Source organism: Deltaproteobacteria bacterium, assembly GCA_003696105.1.
GTDB lineage: Bacteria > Myxococcota_A > Polyangia > Haliangiales > J016 > J016.
Genome location: RFGE01000198.1, coordinates 1 through 17,839 on the forward strand (window position 1 = coordinate 1; position 17,839 = coordinate 17,839).

At 72.6% G+C, this 17,839-nt stretch carries 15 protein-coding genes; 10 read left to right on the forward strand and 5 right to left on the reverse strand.

The features are described from left to right. Positions 1 to 43: 43 nt before the first annotated feature. Complete coding sequence (locus D6689_13085) at positions 44 to 964, reverse strand: hypothetical protein (GenBank protein ID RMH40647.1); 921 nt, start codon at positions 962 to 964, stop codon at positions 44 to 46. Between the two features lie 31 nt (positions 965 to 995). Next, positions 996 to 2,543, reverse strand: coding sequence for a glutamine-hydrolyzing GMP synthase (locus D6689_13090; GenBank protein ID RMH40648.1), 1,548 nt, complete (start codon positions 2,541 to 2,543; stop codon positions 996 to 998). A gap of 189 nt (positions 2,544 to 2,732) precedes the next feature. On the opposite strand from D6689_13090, the gene D6689_13095 reads away from it, so the two are divergent. Next, positions 2,733 to 4,568 carry a Na+/H+ antiporter NhaC family protein gene (locus tag D6689_13095; GenBank protein RMH40649.1) on the forward strand — a complete coding sequence of 612 codons (1,836 nt, stop codon included), beginning with the start codon at positions 2,733 to 2,735 and terminating at the stop codon, positions 4,566 to 4,568. A 134-nt stretch (positions 4,569 to 4,702) separates the two neighbouring features. Here D6689_13095 and guaB read toward each other — a convergent pair whose 3' ends face one another. Further along, positions 4,703 to 6,172 (reverse strand): IMP dehydrogenase, encoded by a 1,470-nt coding sequence (guaB, locus tag D6689_13100; GenBank protein ID RMH40650.1) that lies wholly within the window; start codon positions 6,170 to 6,172, stop codon positions 4,703 to 4,705. 240 nt (positions 6,173 to 6,412) lie between these two features. Between guaB and D6689_13105 the strand changes: the two genes are divergently transcribed. Beyond that, positions 6,413 to 7,591, forward strand: coding sequence for a hypothetical protein (locus tag D6689_13105; GenBank protein RMH40651.1), 1,179 nt, complete (start codon positions 6,413 to 6,415; stop codon positions 7,589 to 7,591). A gap of 128 nt (positions 7,592 to 7,719) precedes the next feature. Here D6689_13105 and D6689_13110 read toward each other — a convergent pair whose 3' ends face one another. Next, on the reverse strand, positions 7,720 to 9,063 hold the full coding sequence (locus D6689_13110) for a hypothetical protein (protein RMH40652.1): 1,344 nt from the start codon (positions 9,061 to 9,063) through the stop codon (positions 7,720 to 7,722). 231 nt (positions 9,064 to 9,294) lie between these two features. Here D6689_13110 and D6689_13115 point away from each other — a divergent pair, with 231 nt between their 5' ends. From D6689_13115 to D6689_13130, 4 genes are all read left to right on the forward strand, one after another. Beyond that, on the forward strand, positions 9,295 to 10,290 hold the full coding sequence (locus tag D6689_13115; GenBank protein ID RMH40653.1) for a hypothetical protein: 996 nt from the start codon (positions 9,295 to 9,297) through the stop codon (positions 10,288 to 10,290). Between the two features lie 65 nt (positions 10,291 to 10,355). Further along, positions 10,356 to 11,462 (forward strand): hypothetical protein, encoded by a 1,107-nt coding sequence (locus D6689_13120; GenBank protein ID RMH40654.1) that lies wholly within the window; start codon positions 10,356 to 10,358, stop codon positions 11,460 to 11,462. Continuing rightward, positions 11,216 to 12,190, forward strand: a complete 975-nt coding sequence (locus tag D6689_13125) for a hypothetical protein (GenBank protein RMH40655.1) — start codon at positions 11,216 to 11,218, stop codon at positions 12,188 to 12,190. Before D6689_13120 ends, D6689_13125 begins: the two co-directional genes overlap by 247 nt. Then, positions 12,187 to 13,335, forward strand: a complete 1,149-nt coding sequence (locus D6689_13130; protein ID RMH40656.1) for a hypothetical protein — start codon at positions 12,187 to 12,189, stop codon at positions 13,333 to 13,335. Before D6689_13125 ends, D6689_13130 begins: the two co-directional genes overlap by 4 nt. On the opposite strand, the gene D6689_13135 is transcribed toward D6689_13130, so the two are convergent. After that, complete coding sequence (locus tag D6689_13135) at positions 13,310 to 14,029, reverse strand: glycosyl transferase (protein RMH40657.1); 720 nt, start codon at positions 14,027 to 14,029, stop codon at positions 13,310 to 13,312. The two genes, D6689_13130 and D6689_13135, sit on opposite strands and share 26 nt — an antisense overlap. On the opposite strand from D6689_13135, the gene D6689_13140 reads away from it, so the two are divergent. The 4 genes from D6689_13140 (at position 13,938) to D6689_13155 (ending at position 17,744) form a co-directional block, all read left to right on the forward strand. After that, a complete protein-coding gene (locus D6689_13140) occupies positions 13,938 to 14,615 on the forward strand; it encodes an ATP-binding protein (GenBank protein RMH40661.1) in 678 nt (225 codons plus the stop codon). The two genes, D6689_13135 and D6689_13140, sit on opposite strands and share 92 nt — an antisense overlap. Before the next feature lie 13 nt (positions 14,616 to 14,628). Beyond that, entirely contained in the window at positions 14,629 to 14,928 is a 300-nt protein-coding gene (locus D6689_13145) for an anti-sigma factor antagonist (GenBank protein ID RMH40658.1), read from the forward strand. Positions 14,929 to 15,043: 115 nt separating this feature from the next. Next, positions 15,044 to 16,162 carry a hypothetical protein gene (locus D6689_13150; protein ID RMH40659.1) on the forward strand — a complete coding sequence of 373 codons (1,119 nt, stop codon included), beginning with the start codon at positions 15,044 to 15,046 and terminating at the stop codon, positions 16,160 to 16,162. A gap of 64 nt (positions 16,163 to 16,226) precedes the next feature. Next, on the forward strand, positions 16,227 to 17,744 hold the full coding sequence (locus D6689_13155) for a protein kinase (GenBank protein ID RMH40660.1): 1,518 nt from the start codon (positions 16,227 to 16,229) through the stop codon (positions 17,742 to 17,744). The last annotated feature ends 95 nt before the right edge of the window (positions 17,745 to 17,839 follow it).

Here is a 17,839-nt window from a genome sequence, read left to right on the forward strand (position 1 = left end):
AGCGCCGCTGTCGCGATCACCACTCCGATCGCAGCCGCGCGCATCACCGCCCCACCACCACGATCACGAGCGGCGCGCCGGCCACCAACCGGTCGTCGGCGCCGTCGACGATGAGTGCGCCGCCGTCGGCGCGCGACGCGACGGTGCGCGCGACGTCGGGTCCGCGGCGCGGGTCGGCCAGCGCCCGCGCGAGGCTGCGATAGAACACCATCGGCCCCCGATAGTCGCGCCCTCCGGCGCGCAATGCCAGCCCCACCGCGGGCCGGCGCAGCGCGCGTCGCGCGTCGACGACGACGGCCGACGGCCCGGCGGCGGCCGGCGGCTCGCCGGGCCCCTGCAGCGCGGTGCGGATCGCTTCGATCGGCGCGACGAGCTCGACCACGACCGACCCGTCGGAGCCGTAGTCGATGGCGCCGTCGCGCGCGCGCGCCAACGCCGCCGCCAGGCGCCGCTGTGCCTCGGCGGCCGCGGCGGCCGCGGCGCCTACGGTACCGCCGCCGGCCCACGGCAGCGCGCGCGCCGCCTCCGCCAGCGCCGCCGCCGCCCGCGCCCGCGCGGTCCGCTCCGCGCGCACGCGCGCGACGTCCGGGCGTGGCGCGCGCAGGTCTGCCGCCGCCGCGCCGACCGCGGTGATGCGTCCGCGCGCCCAGTCTACGCGCACCCGATCGCGCGCTCTGTCGGTCCCACCGCCGGCGCGCGCCGGCGCCGCGAACGCCCACAGAATCGCAGCGGCCGCCGCCGGCAGCGCGAGCGCCCCCGGCCGGCGTGCGCGCTCCGCGCCGGATCGCGGTCCATCGCCGTTCGGACCGCGCGCGGCCCCGCGACGGCCGCCTCGCGCGGCCGTCCGGATGAGCGCGACCGCTCCGCGTGCAATGCAACGCGGGGTCCGGCCGGCGCGACGTCCGCCGCCGCGCGTGGCCGGTCGCGCGCCCGACCGGCCGACTGTCGACCGTCGCTCCGTCACGCCGTCCGATCGAACGCCCGAGGTCACCTCGTCATTCCCACTCGATCGTGCCGGGCGGCTTCGACGTGATGTCGTACACGACGCGGTTGATCCCGCGCACCTCGTTGATGATGCGCGACGAGATGGTCGCGAGCAACTCGTAGGGCAGCTGCGCCCAGTCGGCGGTCATGCCGTCGCGCGAGTAGACCGCGCGCACCGCCAGCGCGTCGGCGTAGGTGCGCGCGTCGCCCATGACGCCGACCGACTTGACCGGCAGCAGCACTCCGAAACTCTGCCAGATCGCCTCGTAGAGTCCGGCGGCGCGGATCTCCTCCTCGATGATCGCGTCGGCCGCGCGCAGCGTGTCGAGCCGCGGCCGATCCACCGCTCCGAGGCACCGGACCGCGAGCCCCGGGCCGGGGAACGGCTGGCGGGTGATCATGTGGCGCGGCAGGCCGAGCTGCTCGCCGAGTTCGCGCACCTCGTCCTTGAACAGCTCGCGCAGCGGCTCGATCAGCTCGAAGTCCATGTCCTCCGGCAGGCCGCCGACGTTGTGGTGCGACTTGATCGTCGCGGACGGCCCCTTGAACGACACCGACTCGATCACGTCGGGATACAGGGTGCCCTGGGCCAGCCACCGGGCGTTGTCGATCGAGCGCGCCTCCGCCTCGAACACGCGGATGAACTCCGCGCCGATGATCTTGCGCTTGCGCTCCGGGTCGGTCACGCCGGCGAGCGCGCGCAAGAACCGGTCCTCGGCATCGACGACGCGGAGGTCCACCTTGAAGTGGTCGCGGAACACCGCCGCGACGTTCTCCCGCTCGCCGCGGCGCAGAAGGCCGTTGTCGACGAAGATGCAGGTGAGCCGGTCGCCGATCGCGCGGTGGAGCAGCGCGGCGACGACCGAGGAGTCGACGCCACCCGACAGCCCGCAGATCACGCGGCCGTCGTCGCCGACCTGACGGCGGACCGCCGCGACCGCCTCGTCGACGAACGAGGCCATCGACCAGTCCCCGGCGCAGCCGCAGATGCGAAACAGGAAGTTCGACAGGATCTCGGCGCCGCGCGGCGTGTGCGCGACCTCGGGGTGAAACTGGACGGCGTAAATCCGCCGGGCCGGGTCGGCGAACGCGGCCGCCGGACAGTTCGGGCTCTCGCCGAGCAGCCGAAAGCCGTCCGGCAGGCGCGCGACGCGGTCGGCGTGGGACGCCCACACGCGCACCGCCTCGCCCGGAGCGAACCCGTGCAACAGGTCGTCCGGCTCGACGACGTCGACCTGGGCGCGGCCGTACTCGCACTTGTCCGCCGCGACCACCTCGCCGCCGAGCAGCTTGGCGGTGAGCTGCGCGCCGTAGCAGATGCCGAGCACCGGCACGCCGAGGTCGAACAGTTCCGGAGACAGGGTCGGCGCGCCGTCGGCGTACACGGACGACGGACCGCCGGACAAGACGATGCCGCGCGGGTTCATCGCCCGGATGCGGTCGATCGGCAGGTGAAACGGGTGGATCTCCGAGTACACGGCCTGCTCGCGAATGCGCCGCGCGATCAACTGGGTGTACTGGGAGCCGAAGTCGAGGATCAGGATCGTCTCGTGCGCCATGCCGGGTCGCCGCCTTATAGCACCGGATCGCGCCGCGCGGCCGGCGGGCCTGCCGCCGGCGTCGCGGCGGCGCGCGCCGGCGGCCGGCGCCGCGGCGCGCCGCCGCGCGCGCCCGGATCGCGCCGCCGCACCCGGTTTCGCAGCCCTCGCGTTGTCATCGCCTCGAGAATTCCCTACCTTCGCCCGGCCATGTGGCTCGCGCTGATCGCCGCACTGTCCTTCCAGGTCCAGCTGGGGAGGGACTATCGCGTGGGCGATCTCGCGCTCACGACGGACGTGACCATCGCCGCGGTCGACGCCGACGGCCGCCCGGTCGCGGACTACGCGGGCCGCGTGCGCGTCGACGGCATCGCGGGCGTCGACGAGGTCGCGGTCGACGGCGGCAAGGCGACGCTGCGCGGCGCCACGCTCACGGCGGACGAGGTGGTCGTCCGCGCACCCGACGGGGCGACCGGGCGCGCAGCGGTGCGCCGGGTACCCGGGTTTTTGTCGCTGTTGCCGCCGCTGGTCGCCATCGCACTCGCGATCTGGCTGCGCCAGGCGCTCGTCGCGCTGTTCGCGGGCATCTGGCTCGGCGCGCTGTTCGTCCACGGCTTCGATCCGCTGGCGGCGACGCTGCGCGCGTTCGACACCTATCTGCCGCAGCAGGTTGCGGACACCGGCAACGCCCAGATCCTGCTGTTTACGCTCGCGCTCGGCGGCATGGTCGGCATCATCTCGAAAACCGGCGGCTCCAAGGCGCTCGTCGACCTGGTCGCCCGGCGCGCGTCGTCCCGGCGCTCCGGCATGCTGTCGGCGGCGATCGCCGGCATCGTCGTGTTCTTCGACGACTACGCCAACTGCCTGCTCGTCGGCAACACGGTACGGCCGTTCACCGACTCGCGGCGGATCTCGCGCGAGAAGCTGTCGTTCCTGGTCGACGCGACCGCCGCGCCCGTGTCCACGATCGCGCTGGTGTCGACCTGGACCGGCTACCAGCTCGGCCAGCTCGACCACGCCGGCGTCGATCTCGGCGCCGGCGCCTACGACTTCTTCCTGCAGATGATCCCGTACAGCTTCTACTCGCTGCTGACGATCGCGTTCGTGTTCATGATCGCCGCGTCGCAGCGCGATTTCGGCCCGATGCTCGCCGCCGAGCGCCGCGCGATCCGCGAAGGGCTGCTCGTGCGCCCCGGCGGGCAACCGCTCGCGGACGCCGAACTCACCGACATGGCGCCGCCGGACGGGGCGAGGTTGTACTGGCAACACGCGGCGCTGCCGATCGGGTTCGTCATCGTGTGTGTGGTGGTCGGACTGTACGCCGTCGGCGTGGACCTGCTCGGCCCCGACGCCGAGGACGCCAGCTTGCGCGAGATCGTGTCGGCCGCCGGCGACGACGCGTTCAAGGTGCTGCTGTGGGCGTCGTTCGGCGGCAGCGTGGTGGCGCTCGCCAGCGGGCTGGCGACGCGGTCGATCAGCCTGTACCAGGGCGTCGATGCGTGGGTCCAGGGCGCCAAGTCGATGATGATGGCGTGTTTCATTCTCGTGCTCGCGTGGGGCATCGGCGACATCTGCAAGACGCACATGCAGACCGGCGACTGGCTGATGTCCGTCGTGTCGCCGGGCGCGCACTGGATGCCGATGATCGTGTTCGTCGTCTCGGGGCTGATCTCGTTTGCCACCGGCAGCTCGTTTTCGACGATGGCGATCGTCATCCCGATCGCCGCGCCGATGGTGTGGGGCGTGACGCACCCCGGGGACGTCGAGCGCGTCGCGACCATGGCGGCCGTCCTGTCGGGCGCCGTGTTCGGCGACCACTGCTCGCCGATCTCGGACACGACGATCATGGCGTCGATGGCGTCCGCCGCCGACCACATCGACCACGTCCGCACGCAGCTCCCGTACGCGCTGTTGTGCGCGGCGGTGGCGGCCGCGGTCGGCTACCTGCCGGCGGGGTTCGGCATCTCGCCCGTCGTCAGCCTGCCGGCCGGCGTCGCGATCCTCGCCGGCGTGCTCTACCTGGTCGGCCGGCGCGCGGACGCGTAATTCGCGGGCGCGTCCCACGGGCGTGGACCGATGCCGACCGGCTCGACCTCCTCGCGTACGTGCGACTCGTCGCCGGCGTCCGGCCGGGTTCGACATCGGTTCGCCGCGACCGGCCGCGCGATCGGCGCGCGCCGCTACCGCTCGGTCTGATAGTTGGGCGCCTCTTTCGTGATGATCACGTCGTGGACGTGGCTCTCGCGCAGCCCCTGGTTCGTCACGCGGATGAACAGGCCCGGCTTGGCGCGCAGCTCCTCGATCGTGCGGCAGCCGGTGTACCCCATCGATGACCGCAGGCCGCCGACCAGCTGGTAGACCGAATCGGCCAGCGGTCCCTTGTACGGCACGCGCCCCTCGATGCCCTCGGGCACCAGCTTGCGCGCGTGGTCCACGTCGCCCTGGAAGTAGCGATCGCTCGACCCGGCCTTCATCGCGCCGATCGAGCCCATCCCGCGATACGCCTTGTAGCTGCGCCCCTGATAGAGGATGACCTCGCCCGGCGCCTCGTCGGTGCCCGCGAACAGCGACCCGATCATGACCGAGCTGGCGCCGGCCGCGATCGCCTTGGCGATGTCGCCCGAGTGTTTGATGCCGCCGTCGCTGATCACCGGGATGCCGTGCGGCTCGGCCGCGGCGACACAGTCGGCGATGGCGGTCAGCTGCGGCACGCCGACGCCGGCGACCACGCGCGTGGTGCAGATCGATCCCGGGCCGACGCCGCACTTGACCGCGTCGACGCCCGCCTCGATCAGCGCCTTGGCCGCGGCGCCGGTCGCGATGTTGCCGGCGACGATCGGGAGTTCGGGATATTCGGCGCGCGTCGCGGCGACCGCGTCGAGCACGCCGCGCGAGTGGCCGTGGGCGGTGTCGATCACGATGACGTCACAGCCCGCCGCCACCAGCGCCGCCACCCGATCGCGCCGATCCGGCCCGACGCCGACCGCGGCGCCGACCCGCAGGCGGCCGAGGTCGTCCTTCGCGGCGACCGGGTGCGCCTCGGCCAGCTCGATGTCCTTGATCGTGATGAGCCCCGCGAGCCGTCCATCGGCCGCGACGACCACGAGCTTCTCGATGCGATTTTTGTGCAGCAGGTCCTTGCAGCCGTCCAGGTCGACCCCTTCGGCTACCGTGATGAGCCGGCGCGTCATGACGTCGCCGACCTTCTGGTCGAGGTTCTTTTCGAACCGGATGTCGCGGTTGGTCAGGATGCCGACCGGCCGGCGGTCCGCGTCGACGACCGGCAGGCCGCTGATTCCGTGCTGGCGCATGAGCGCGACCGCATCGGCCAGGCGCTCGTCGGGTCCAATCGTGATCGGGTCGACGATCATGCCGGACTCGGCCTTCTTGACCCGCGCGACCTCGAGCGCCTGCTCCTCGATGCCCAGATTCTTGTGGATGATGCCGATTCCGCCCTGGCGGGCCATCGAGATCGCCGTCGCCGCCTCGGTCACGGTGTCCATGGCCGCACTCAACAGCGGAATGTTGAGCCGAATGTCGCGCGCGAGCCGGGTGGACACGTCCACGTCGCGCGGCAACACCTCGCTCGCCGCCGGGACGAGCGACACATCGTCGAACGTGAGGGCTTCGCGAAGCTGTTCGGGCAGCATGGCGCACCCTACTCGGTCCCGGAATCCGAGGCAAGGCGCGGATGTACGTGGACCCCTCACCTGTGCGTACATGTGTCTGGGGTTTCCGCCGCCCGCCTGGGAGTGAAGACCCCACTCGCTGGCCCGAAGGGCCGCAATTTCGCGGAATCCGGGCTGGCATGGCGCTTGGATAAAAAGTTCGCCAACACGGAACCCGAACGCGTGCGGCGGAGGAAGCCAATGTCACTGATTCAGACTCGCATGTACACCCACGGCCGGGCCTGGCTGGCCGCGCTGTTCGCCGTCGCCCTCGCCGGCGGCGGCTGTGTCGGCGACATCCCGACAAGCGACCCGGATCCGATGGACCCGAACCCCGACCCGGATCCGGACCCGAATCCGAATCCCGACCCGAATCCGCAGCCCGATCCCGAGAGCCTCGACGTCACCGGCATGACGATGGACTACTGGGAGGCCGAGCCGCTGGCGAACGTCGCGCTCGAGACCCAGGGCATGATCGACGCGCAGGGCAATCCGTTCGCGACGACCAGCGACGCGACCGGCGCGTTCGCGTTCGTCGGCGTGCCCGCCGCCAGCACCTTTTACGTCCGCACCAGCCTCGACTCCGAAACGCTCGCGTACCGGCCGACCATCAACGAGCCGGCGGTGGTCGTCAACGACGACCTCGTCCAGAACTTCTACGTCGTGTCCGAGGCGTTCGTGAATATCAACAGTTCCACGGTCAACCAACCGGTGGACCCGCTCGCCGCATTCGTCGTCGCCGACGTGCGCGACATGCTCGGCCTGCCGCTCGAGGGCATCCCGGCCGAGGACATCACGCTCACCGACGCGCTCGGCAATCCGATGGGAACCGGCCCGTACTTCTTCGGCGCGACTGGCATCCTCGACCTGAACCTGCTGGCGACCACCGCCTACGACGGCAAGGCGCGCATCGCGTTCCTCAACGTCCCCGCCGGCACGTACACGCTCACCGTGCTGTACCCTGACCCGGCCGATCCCGCGGCGAAGCTGCCGATGACCGTGAGCATCACGACCGAGGCCGGCGGCGCCAACCTCGCGCGCGTCGGCGGCATGGGCAACCAACCGCCGACCGGCGGTGGCGGCGCCTATTCGTTCGTCGACGACGTCTACCCGATCCTGCAGAAGGCCTCGCTCGGCGGCGTCGGCTGCGCGAACTGCCACAGCACGGCCAAGGTCGCCAACTTCCTGCGGTTCGACGAGGACCCGGCGCTGGTCTACAACGCGATGCTCGCCCGCCCCGGCGTGATCAACATCCTCGACCCGGCGCAGTCGATGCTGCTGACCAAGCCGCTGTACGAGGATCCGCCGAACCACCCGAACGCGACCTTCCTCGACATGAACGACCCGAACTACATGGTCATCCTCCGGTGGATCGAGCAGGGAGCGCCACTTCAGAAGTAGGCGCAGCGTGACGCGGCGCCGGCCCGCGCCGGCGCCCGCCCCATCGACCCCACGGGGCGCGGCCGCCCATCCCTCCCCCGACTGGCGCCGCGCCCCCTTTTTTGCACGCGCCGGCCGGCGGCAGCGCGCTACTGGGCCGGCGCATCCCCGCCCGCCGCGCCGGCCTCCGCGACGTCCGTCGGCGGCGGTACGTCGCTTTCGTCGACGCGCACGCTGCCGCGGATCGGCACGACGCCGGCCGGGCGCGCGGGCACCATCGCGGCGACGGTGAGCATCACCGTGTGGCTGCGGTAGTCGCCGACGCCGACCGCGTCCGACGATCGGTGCTGGAACGAGTAGCGCAGCCCGATGCTCAGGCGCGGGTCGCGATTCGTGTAGAACACGCCGCCGTCGACCAACGCGGTCGTCCAGCCGGTGTCGTCGCCGTCGCCGGCGACCACGCGCGTGCGGCCGAGGGCGCCGCGCGCCGCCAAGAACAGCACCGGCTCGCTCGGGTCGTCGGCGAGCCACGGCAGCGGCTTGCCCAAGTTGAGCGACGCCGACTCGGTGACGGCGGTCTGGGCCGCGAACAAGACGGGCACGACCTCGCGCGCGAGCAGCGCGCTGCCAAAGCCGATGTCGTGGCGGTAGAACGCGCCAATGCGCGCGACCGGGAACACGCCGGCCGCGGCGCGCTCGTCCAGCGGCGCGAGCCAGGACGCGCCGGCGAACGCCTGCCCGCTCCAGTGCTCGTCGAAGTCGCGCTGGAACGTCGCCTCGACCGTCGTCTCGACCTGCCGCGAGGCGCCGTCGAACACGCCGGGCGACTCGAGCTGGATGAAGCGCCCGGCCGCGCGCGCGCCGAGCGTCTGTCGCGGCCACACGCGATCGGCGGTGACGGCGAGCTCCGCGTCGTGCGAGCGCGTCGCCAGCGCGTCGTCCTGGCGCGTCTCCGCGCGGTTGGCCGCGGCGGTCTGTCCGAGGCGCCACGTCTCGCTCAGGTCGTAGCGCAGTGCCTCGGTCGCCTCCAGGCGGATGAACGTCTGGTCCGCAGGGGGCAGGAAGTCCGTGTCCGGCTGGGTCGGGTCCGTGGCGATCACGAGCGCGCCCGTGTCGCCCATCGCCGCGGCGACGGACGCGACCACCGTCGACCGCGGCCCCGGGCGGACGAACCCGCGCCACTGGAGGCGGTGCGAGTAGTCGTTGGCCTCGGAGTGGTCGACGTTCAGGTCCGCCTGGAACTCGTACGACAGATCGAAAATCGTGCGCGGGGTCGCGCGCGAAACCAACAGGCCCGGGCGCAGGTTGAAGAAGAAGTCGGACACCGGCTCGGGGGTCGCCGGGTCGTCGTCGGCCGGGGCCAGCGCGAGGTTGTCGGTCCAGCCGGAGAGGGTCGCGATGAGCCCGTGGACGCTCCAGTCGCTCTGGGCGGACGCGACGGCCGGGGCGGCGGCGCCGAGGGCGGCGCAGCAGAGGGAGACGGCGCGTTTCATCGGGCGGACGCTAACACGCCCACCCCCGCGCATGCGTGGCCGATCGCACGCTGGCGGCCCGGCGCGGCGAGGGCTCGCCCATAAGGCGGCGAGCGGCCCGCGGCCCGCGCCGCCGCGGGCCGGGGCGCGTGCGGCCGAGCGAGGGCGCGGCGCTCGCGGCCGGGCCGCCGCGCACGAGCGGCGGCGCGGCGATTGCGCGCGGGACCGCGCCCGCGGCACACTGCCCGCGCCATGGAGCCGTCCATCACGGTCGTCGCTGGAGCGACGCTCTTGATCGCCGGCGTGGCGTTTGTTCTCCACGCGCACCGGCGAAAACTCGCCATGTGGCAGCAGGTGGCGGCCCGCCGCGGCGCGACCTTCGCCCTCCGCCGGACGCTGCTCGTCAGCCACAGCCCCTCGATTCGCGAACGGCGCGGGTCCGTCGACGTCCTGCTCGAGATGGCCTCTCGGCGGACTTGGTCGACTACTTCGTCGAGCGACGACACGAGGCCGTACCTGCGCTGTCGCGCGCCCTATCCGATCGCCGCCGGTCCGCGGTTCAAGGTCACGCCCGACGGATTTTTCGCGTCGATCGGCAAAGCCCTCGGCATGCAGGATGTCGTGCTCGGCAACGACGCCGCGTTCGACGACAAGTTTGTGGTCAAGACCGACGACCCGGCGCGCACCCGGATCGCGTGGACCGCGCGCGCGATGCAGCGGCTGGTGACCGCGTTGCCGCGGGCCAGCGTCGTCAGCGACGGCCGCGAGGTGGTGCTCACCGTCGACGACTACGGCAACACGCCGGCGGTGCTCGAGGCGTGCCTCGACGTGGTCGGCGACATCGTGACCAGCGACGTGTTCGGGATCGGCGCGCTTCGATCCCTGGCCGGCGCGGTCGTCGCGTCGCCGATGACCGTGCGCCTGTCGCTGCCCGAGACCGTCCACCTCGGCGTCGACCTCGACGCCGACGGCCGCCCCACGACCTGGGCGCGCGCCGACATCGCGCGAGCCGCGGCGCCGTATCGAGCGCCCATCGCCGACGGCCGCATCCGCGGCGCGCCGCCGGGCGCGGTCCCCGACGAGGCCGCCGACCTGATCGCGCGGGTCGCCGCGGGCACGGTCGAAGTGGCCGACGGCCGGGTGACCGTGTGGTTCGATCGGATCGAGACCGACGCGAGCCGCCTGCGCGCCGGCGCCGAGCTGGCCGCGGTGCTGGGCCGAAGAGCGTCCCAGGGCGTGTTCCGGTGACGGAGGCGCGCCGAACTCGTCACCGGCCGGGAAACCGGGGTATACCTGCGGCCCCGCGCTACACCATGCTGGCGACCCTCCGACGCAAGAACCTGCACACGTGGCTCGGCGGCTACGCGCGGCACCTGGTGCGCCGTGCGCGGACGCCGCGCGTGGCGGGGCCGCGCCACCTTCTGTTCGCGCTGTGCGACCACTACGAGCCGCTCCACGGCGACGTGCCGCACGCCGTCGGCGTCGACCGCGTGCGCGCGTGGCAGCAGCGCTACCCCGAGGCGGTGCGCGGCTTCCGCGACGCCGACGGCCGGCCGCCGCGCCACTCGTTCTTCTTCCCCGGGGAGCAGTACCATCCCGAGTTCATGGACCGGCTCGCGGAACTGGTGCGCGGCGGCTACGGCGAGGTGGAGGTGCACCTTCACCACGACGGCGACACCGCCGGCACGCTCCGCGCACAGCTCGACCGCCACCTGGCCGCGATGGCGCGACACGGCCACCTGAGCCGCGGCGCCGACGGCCGGCTGCGCTGGGCGTTCATCCACGGCAACTGGGCGCTCGCCAACCCCCGCCCGGGCGGCTACCAGTGCGGCGTCGACGACGAACTCGAGGTGTTGTTCGACGCCGGCTGCTACGCCGACTTCACGTTTCCGTCGGCGCCGGACGACACCCAGCCGAACATCGTCAACGCGATCTACTGGCCGGTCGGCGACCTGCGCGCACCGCGCTGTTACGAGCACGGCGAGCCAGCCCGCGTCGGCGTGGTGCGACACGACCGCCTGCTGCTGATCCAGGGGCCGCTGTGTCTGGCCTACAAGCCGACCGGCGCCCGCGTCCGGATCGAAAACGGCGCGCTCACCGGGGTCGACCCGCCGACGGCGCGCCGCGTCCGCTCGTGGGTGGCGCAGAACATTCACGTAGACGGGAGGCCCGAGTGGGTGTTCGTCAAGGTGTTCACCCATGGATGTCCCGAGGACACCGCGGCGTCGCTGCTCGGCGACGGCGCGCGCGCGCTGCACGAGGCGATCGGTGGGATGTACAACGATGGCCGCCGCTGGCGACTCCACTACGTGACCGCGCGCGAGATGTACAACGTCGTGCGCGCCGCGCTCGACGGCAAAGCCGGCGATCCGAACGACTACCGCGACTACGCGATCCCGCCGCCGCCCGTCGCCACCTAGCGGCGCGCGGCCGCCGGCGGCACGACGCCGCGCGGCCGCCGGCGCGCGGGGCGCGCGGCCGCCGGCGGCACGACGCCGCGCGCGCCGCCCGCCGCTCGTCTATACTGCCCCGCGTGACCCGCTCCGTCCTTCCGTCCTGGCTCGTCGCAGCCGCCGTCGCCGCCGCGCTCGCGTGCGGCGGCGGGGCGGTGTCGAACTACGACTACGCGGCCGAGCCGAACCCGCTCGCGACCGGCGCCGAGTTCGTCATCGGCGTCGGCGACCGCCTGCAGATCACGGTGTGGCAGAACCCGAACCTGTCGACCGAGATTGCCGTGCGCCCGGACGGAACGATCACGATGCCGCTCGTCGGCGACCTGCACGCCGCCGGCAAGACGCCGAGCCAGCTTCGCGCCGAGATCGCCGCAAAATTGAGCCAGTACATCAAGGAGGACACCGCCGTCGTGACCGTCGCGGTCACCGAGGTCAACAGCTACCGGTTCAGCGTCGTCGGCGAGGTCGCGCGGCCGGGCGTGTTCGGCGAGCGGCGCTACGTGACGGTCGTCGAAGCGCTCGCGCTCGCCGGCGGGTTCACGCGGTTCGCGTCGCGCGACAAGATCACGGTGCTGCGCAAGGACAAATCTGGCACGGTCAGGAAGATCCCGATCGACTATGACGCGATCGCGCGCGGCGAGCGGCCGGACATGAACATCGTCGTGCTCGCCGGGGACCAGATCGTCGTGCCGTGATGCGCGCGCGCGCCGCCGTTCACCCGCCGGAGCCGGCGGCGACCGACTGGCTCGACAGCGAGCCCGGCCTGCGCGCGGCCGCCGCGGAACTGGCGCGGGTGCTGCGGCGCGGGCGGGCGCGTTGGCCCGTGACGACGGCCCTCGCGCTGGCCGTATCGGCGCTTGCGGTCGCGGCGCTCGCGCGAAAGCCGCCGCTTTACCGGGCGCGCGCGATCCTGCGAATGACCGAGGGCGCATTCCAGGACACGCGCCGTTCGCTCGCCCGCGGCGACCTGCAGGGCTACTTCACCCAGGTCGTGCTCGGTGCCGACACGGTCCTGCCGATCGTCCGCGACCTGGCGCGCGAGCGCGGCATGTACGCGGCCGAACTCGCCCGCGGCGACGCGGACGCCGTCGCCGCCGTGCGCGAGGACGTGTCGGTCGTCGTGTTCCGCAACTTCTTTCTCATCGCCGGCAGCGACACGCGGCGCACCGTTCGCATCGCGATCACCTACCGGGGCCCCGACGCGGTCGGCGGCACGGCCCTCGTCGAGCGGCTGGCCGACGCGGTCGTGGCCCACGAGCGCCAGCGCCACGAGCGAGCCACCGAATCGTTCGAACGGGAGGCGCTCGCGCACCTGCAGGAGGCCGATGCCGCGCTCGAGCGCCTCGACCGCGAACTCGCCGAGCTGAGGTCGGCGCTCGCCGGCGCCAGCCGGGCGCAACGCGCGGCGCTGTCGGTGCAGCAACAACGGATCGAAGCCCAGCGGCGCGCCTACGACGCGGCGCGAGCCCGCGCGCGCCAGGACCTGGTGGCAGCCAAGGCGTGGCGCGCGAGCCCGGTCGCCGTCGAACTCGCTCAGTTGATCGCGCCCACTCCCGTGCCCGCGCAGGCGAGGAAACGACGCCTCGCGGTCGTGTCGGTGCTCGCGCTGCTCGCCCTGTTGCCGGTCGCCGCCGTGGTCGTCGGCGCGTTCGACTCGCGGGTGCGCGACGCCGAGGACATCGAGCGCGTCGGCATCGACGCGCTCGGCCACATACCCAAGTTCCCCGGCTACGCGGCCGGGAGTCTGGCCGACCGCGTCGCGGCGCGGCGCGAACGCCCGGCGGAGCGCGCGGCCGCGGTGACCGCCGCCGGCGTCAGCGACCGCGCGCTCCGAGCATGACGAGCGGCGTGCGCGCGATGATCGACGCCTCCATCCGCAGGTAGGTGGAGAACTTCTCGAGGGACGCGAGATACGCCATGTCGTACAGCAGCTTCATGCGGAACTCGTCGGCCTCCGCGCCGTCGGCTTCTTCGAGCCCGAACGGGTTGGTGAGCGCCGCGGCGTGCTGCAGCACCTCCGACCCCTCGATCGGCTTGCCGGTGTAGCCGAGCGACACCTGCGCGAGCCCGGTGATGCCGGGCTTGACCCCGCGCATGCGCTCCTCGAACAGCGGGATCGCGAGCGCGAGGTTGCGCAACAGCTCCGGCCGCTCCGGCCGCGGCCCGACCAGGCTCATCGAGCCGGTGAGCACGTTCCACAGCTGCGGCAGCTCGTCGAGCCGCGTCTTGCGCAAGAACCGGCCGACGCGCGTCACCCGCGGATCGTTTTCCCCGGCGACGACCGGCCCGGTGTACTTCTCGGCATCCGGACGCATGGTGCGGAACTTGACCATGTCGAACTCGCGGGTCTGGAACGTGCGCCCGTTCGTGTCGACGAGCGGGCCGGCCCGGCGCTGGCGAAACAGGATCGGCCCGGGGCTGTCCAGGTAGATCGCGGCGCCGATGATCGGAAACAGCGGCGCGGTGACGAGCAGCCCGGCGGCGCTCGCGACGACGTCGACGAGTCGTTTGGTGATGCGAACCGCGGGGGTCATGGGCCAGCGGCTACTCTATGCGATCGCGCGCGGCGCTGGTAGACTGCGATCGGGGACTCCATTGATCCGCCTGACGATACCCGCGCGGCTCGAGTGCCGCGAGATCGCCGTCCACGCGGTGGCGGCGGTGTGCCGGCTGGTGCGCGGCGCCGCCGGCAGCCCGATGCCGCCCGGCGTGAATCCCGTTCTCGACGCGCGGATCCGCGCCGCGATCCTCGGAGACGACGCGCTCGACCTCAGCCACGCGTTCGACGCCGCGGTCGTCACCTCGGTCGTCGAGATCCTCAACAACATCTGCCTGCACGGCGCCTCGGACGACATGGACATCGACATCGCGGTCGAAGCCGACGGCGGCGAGTTGGTCGTCCGCATCGTGGAGCGCGGCGACCCGTTCGACTTCCACGGGGTTCCCGATCCCGACCTCGACAGCCTCCCGGAGGCCGAGATGGGGCTGTACATTTGTCGCCAGCTTCTGGATTCTCTCGACTACGTCCCGGGGCCTCCGAACGTGTGGACGCTGCGCAAGCGCCACGCAGCCGAGCAACAGGCGTCGACGAGGGCAGCGGTAGCGGGTAAAGACCAGTGATGGATGCGACGCCATGACCATCGAGCGAGTTGACGCAGGACAGGAGACGCGCGTGTCGATCTCGGGCACACTCGACGCGCTCACCGCGCCGGACGTGCGCAAGGAAATCCCATCGATCGTCGAAACCGGGAAGCACCGCGTGATCGTCGATCTATCCGGGCTCACGCTGATCGACAGCTCCGGCGTCGCGGCGATCGTGTCGCTGTACAAGCAGGTGCGCGCCCGCGGCGGCGAGTTCAAGGTCGTCGGCGTCCGGGATCAGCCGCTGGCGATCTTCAAGCTGCTGCGGATGGACCGCGTGTTTTCGCTGTGAGCGAGGCCGCTGCCGTGCCGGACGCCCCTGCCGTGCCGGACGCCGCCCCCCTCCGGTCGCAGCCCCGACGCGCGGTCGACCGCGCCGGGCGAGGCGCGCCTCGGAGCGCGCGCCCGTGAGCTACCGCATCGAAGCCTACGATCCGGCGCGCCACCGCGCGGCCCTGCTCGAGCTGTGGGCCACGAGCCTGTGGGGCGCCGAGCGCCTCGCGCCCGCGGTCGAGGCGCGCCATACGTGGCTGTACGAACGCGCGCCCGACGGCCCGGCGCACACCGTCGTGGCGATCCACGTCGAGTCGGGCGCGGTCATCGGGTGTGCATCGGCGCTGCCGCGGCGGCTGGCCGACCGGGCCGGCAGCGGCGCGCGGGCCGGCATGTTGTGCGACTTCGCGATTCGCCGGGACCACCGCACCGCGGGGCCGGCGATCGCGATGCAGCGGCGCCTCGCCCAAGACAGCGCCGCAGCCGGTTTCGACCTGCTTTTCGGCTACCCGAACGACGCCGCGCTGCCGATCTTCAAGCGCCTGCGCTGGACCGTCGTCGGCAAGGCGCGCACGTGGGTGCGCCCGCTGCGCACCGAGGCCGCGCTGCGCGACCGGCTCGAGCGCGCGGCGGCCGACCGGGCGCCCCGGGCCGCGCCGCTGCTGCAACCCGCGATCGCGCCGGTCGCGCGCATCGGCGGCGCCGTCGCCGACGCCGCGCTGCTCGCCGGCCAGGCGCGCCGCGCGCTGCGCCGGCCGCGGGCCATCCGCACCGAGGTCGTCCCCCGCGCGGACGAGCGGTTCGACGCGCTGTGGCGGCGCGCGCGGCCACCGGGGCTCACCGGAGACAAGACGTCGGCGTTCCTGCAGTGGCGCTACGCGGAGTTTCCGACCGCGGCGCACCGCCTCGTCGCCGTCACGGGCCGCGGCGGCGACCTGCTCGGGTTCGCGGCGTGCGCGGTCGAAGACGACGTCGCCGTACTGTGCGACCTGCACTGCGACTGGGACGCCGACCTCGACTGGGTCCTGCTCGGCGTGTGCGACCGCCTACGGCGCGAGGGGCTCCGGTCCCTCTACGTTGGCTACGCGGGCGGCGAATGGCTAGGTAAGAAGTTGGAATCGCACCATTTCTTCGAGCGACCGAACGACCGGTCGCTGATCGTCCACACCCGGACCGACGCCCCCGCGGCGTTGCGCGATCGCGTCGCGACGGTCGACGCGTGGCACCTGTTCGACGGCGAGTTGGACATCTGAGCCCCGGCCCGCCGCGCCCGCGCGCTGGTGCGCAGGCGAATCTGGTGAATAATGTGGCCACATCATGCTCGCAGACGACCTCGGCCCTCGCGGCGCGGTGACCCCGCGCGACCAGCTCGACCGCATCGTCGCGCTCGTGCGCCGCGCGCTGCGGTACTGGTGGGTCGCGGCGCTCGTCGCGGTCGCGGGCACGGCGCTCACCGTCGGCGCCGCGTTACTCAAGGTGGACCGCTACGAGTCCGCGTCCGTCATCATGTACCAGGAGGTCATCTCCGCCCAACTTTTGCTCGGGTCGAGCCTCGCCGGCGAGCGGTCGCGCGGCATGGCGCTGCGGTTCGAGGAGATGACGCGCGCGCGCCCGCTGCTCGAGCAGGTGATCGAGGAGCACGGCCTGTTTTCGGACCTCATCCAGTCCGAGGGGATGAGCGCGGCGATCGAAGAGATGCGCAAGCGCATCGGATTCCGCGCCGGCGGCGGCGGCACGTTCACCATCTCGTACCGCGGCGACACGCGCGAGCAGGCACAGGCGGTCACCGCGTCGCTGGCCGATCATCTGATCGCGTGGGAGCGGGAGCTGCAGCGCAAACGCGCCAGCACGACCAAAGAGTTCCTCGCGAACCAGCGCGACCAGGTCGAAAAGGACCTCCAGCAGCGCGAGCGCGACCTCGCCGCCTTCTTGCGCGATCACCCGGAGTTCGCAACCGAGACGGTCGCCAACACCGCGGGCGCCGGCGTCCGCGCGGCGCGCGAGTCGCGGCGCGCCGGCGAGTCGGACCCGACGCTGCGGGCGCTCGAGCGCCAGCGCAACCGCATCCGCGCGCGGCTCGAGGCCGGTACGGCGCCGCCGTCGCCTCGCGAGGCGAGCAACCCGGCGGTGGTCGAAGCCGAGCGGGCGTTGCGCGCGGCCGAGCGCGAGCTGGACCAGGCGCGCCGCGACCTCGAACGCAAACAGGCCCGCTTTACCGACAAGCACCCGGACGTCGTGTTCGCCAAGAGCCAGGTGGCGGCGGCCGAGCGGCGCGTAGCCCAGGCGCGGGCGGACCTGGCGCAGGCGCGCGGCGCGCCGGCGGTCGCGCCCGCTTCCGAGGAAGACGTCGCGAAGTTGCGCGAAGAGCTCGACGACATCGAGAAGAAAATCGCCAGCTACAAGCGCCGTGCGCGCCGCGAACGCTCCGAGGCCGACGCCGACGACGCGGCCCGCGAGGTGGACGAAATCGTGCTGCTCGAGACCGAACACCAGCGCTTGCGCCGCGAGGTAGACGAGCTGCGCGAGCGCTACCAGGCGATCGAGGCCAAGGCGTTCACGGCCGAGATCGCCGCGGCATCGGAGGCGGCCGTGCAGGGCTCGCACCTGGCGGTCATCGAGCCGGCGTACCGGCCGACGCGGCCGGTCGGCGTGTCGCGCACGAAGCTCGTGTTGGCCGGCATGATCGCGTTTTCCGGGATCGGCGCGGCGGTGGCGTTCGCGCTCGCGCTGGTCGACGACCGCATCGTGAGCAAGTACGACGTCGAACGCCTCGACCTGTTGCCGGTGCTCGTCGTGGTGCCGCCGGGTGACCGCCGCCGTCGCGGCGAGGTTTAAATGAGGAATCACGCATCGCGTACGGTCCTCGCGGCCCCCTCACGCCGCCGGCGGCGTTGGAGCTCCTCGAAAGGGGGCCCACCCTTACTTCGTCG

Coding starts and splice junctions, on each gene's coding strand:
- D6689_13090 (RMH40648.1), bottom strand. CDS start 2,543: ATGGCGCACGAGACGATCCTGATCCTCGACTTCGGCTCCCAGTACACC.
- D6689_13095 (RMH40649.1), top strand. CDS start 2,733: ATGTGGCTCGCGCTGATCGCCGCACTGTCCTTCCAGGTCCAGCTGGGG.
- guaB (RMH40650.1), bottom strand. CDS start 6,172: ATGCTGCCCGAACAGCTTCGCGAAGCCCTCACGTTCGACGATGTGTCG.
- D6689_13105 (RMH40651.1), top strand. CDS start 6,413: ATGTACACCCACGGCCGGGCCTGGCTGGCCGCGCTGTTCGCCGTCGCC.
- D6689_13110 (RMH40652.1), bottom strand. CDS start 9,063: ATGAAACGCGCCGTCTCCCTCTGCTGCGCCGCCCTCGGCGCCGCCGCC.
- D6689_13115 (RMH40653.1), top strand. CDS start 9,295: ATGGAGCCGTCCATCACGGTCGTCGCTGGAGCGACGCTCTTGATCGCC.
- D6689_13120 (RMH40654.1), top strand. CDS start 10,356: ATGCTGGCGACCCTCCGACGCAAGAACCTGCACACGTGGCTCGGCGGC.
- D6689_13140 (RMH40661.1), top strand. CDS start 13,938: ATGATCGGAAACAGCGGCGCGGTGACGAGCAGCCCGGCGGCGCTCGCG.
- D6689_13135 (RMH40657.1), bottom strand. CDS start 14,029: ATGACCCCCGCGGTTCGCATCACCAAACGACTCGTCGACGTCGTCGCG.
- D6689_13145 (RMH40658.1), top strand. CDS start 14,629: ATGACCATCGAGCGAGTTGACGCAGGACAGGAGACGCGCGTGTCGATC.
- D6689_13155 (RMH40660.1), top strand. CDS start 16,227: ATGCTCGCAGACGACCTCGGCCCTCGCGGCGCGGTGACCCCGCGCGAC.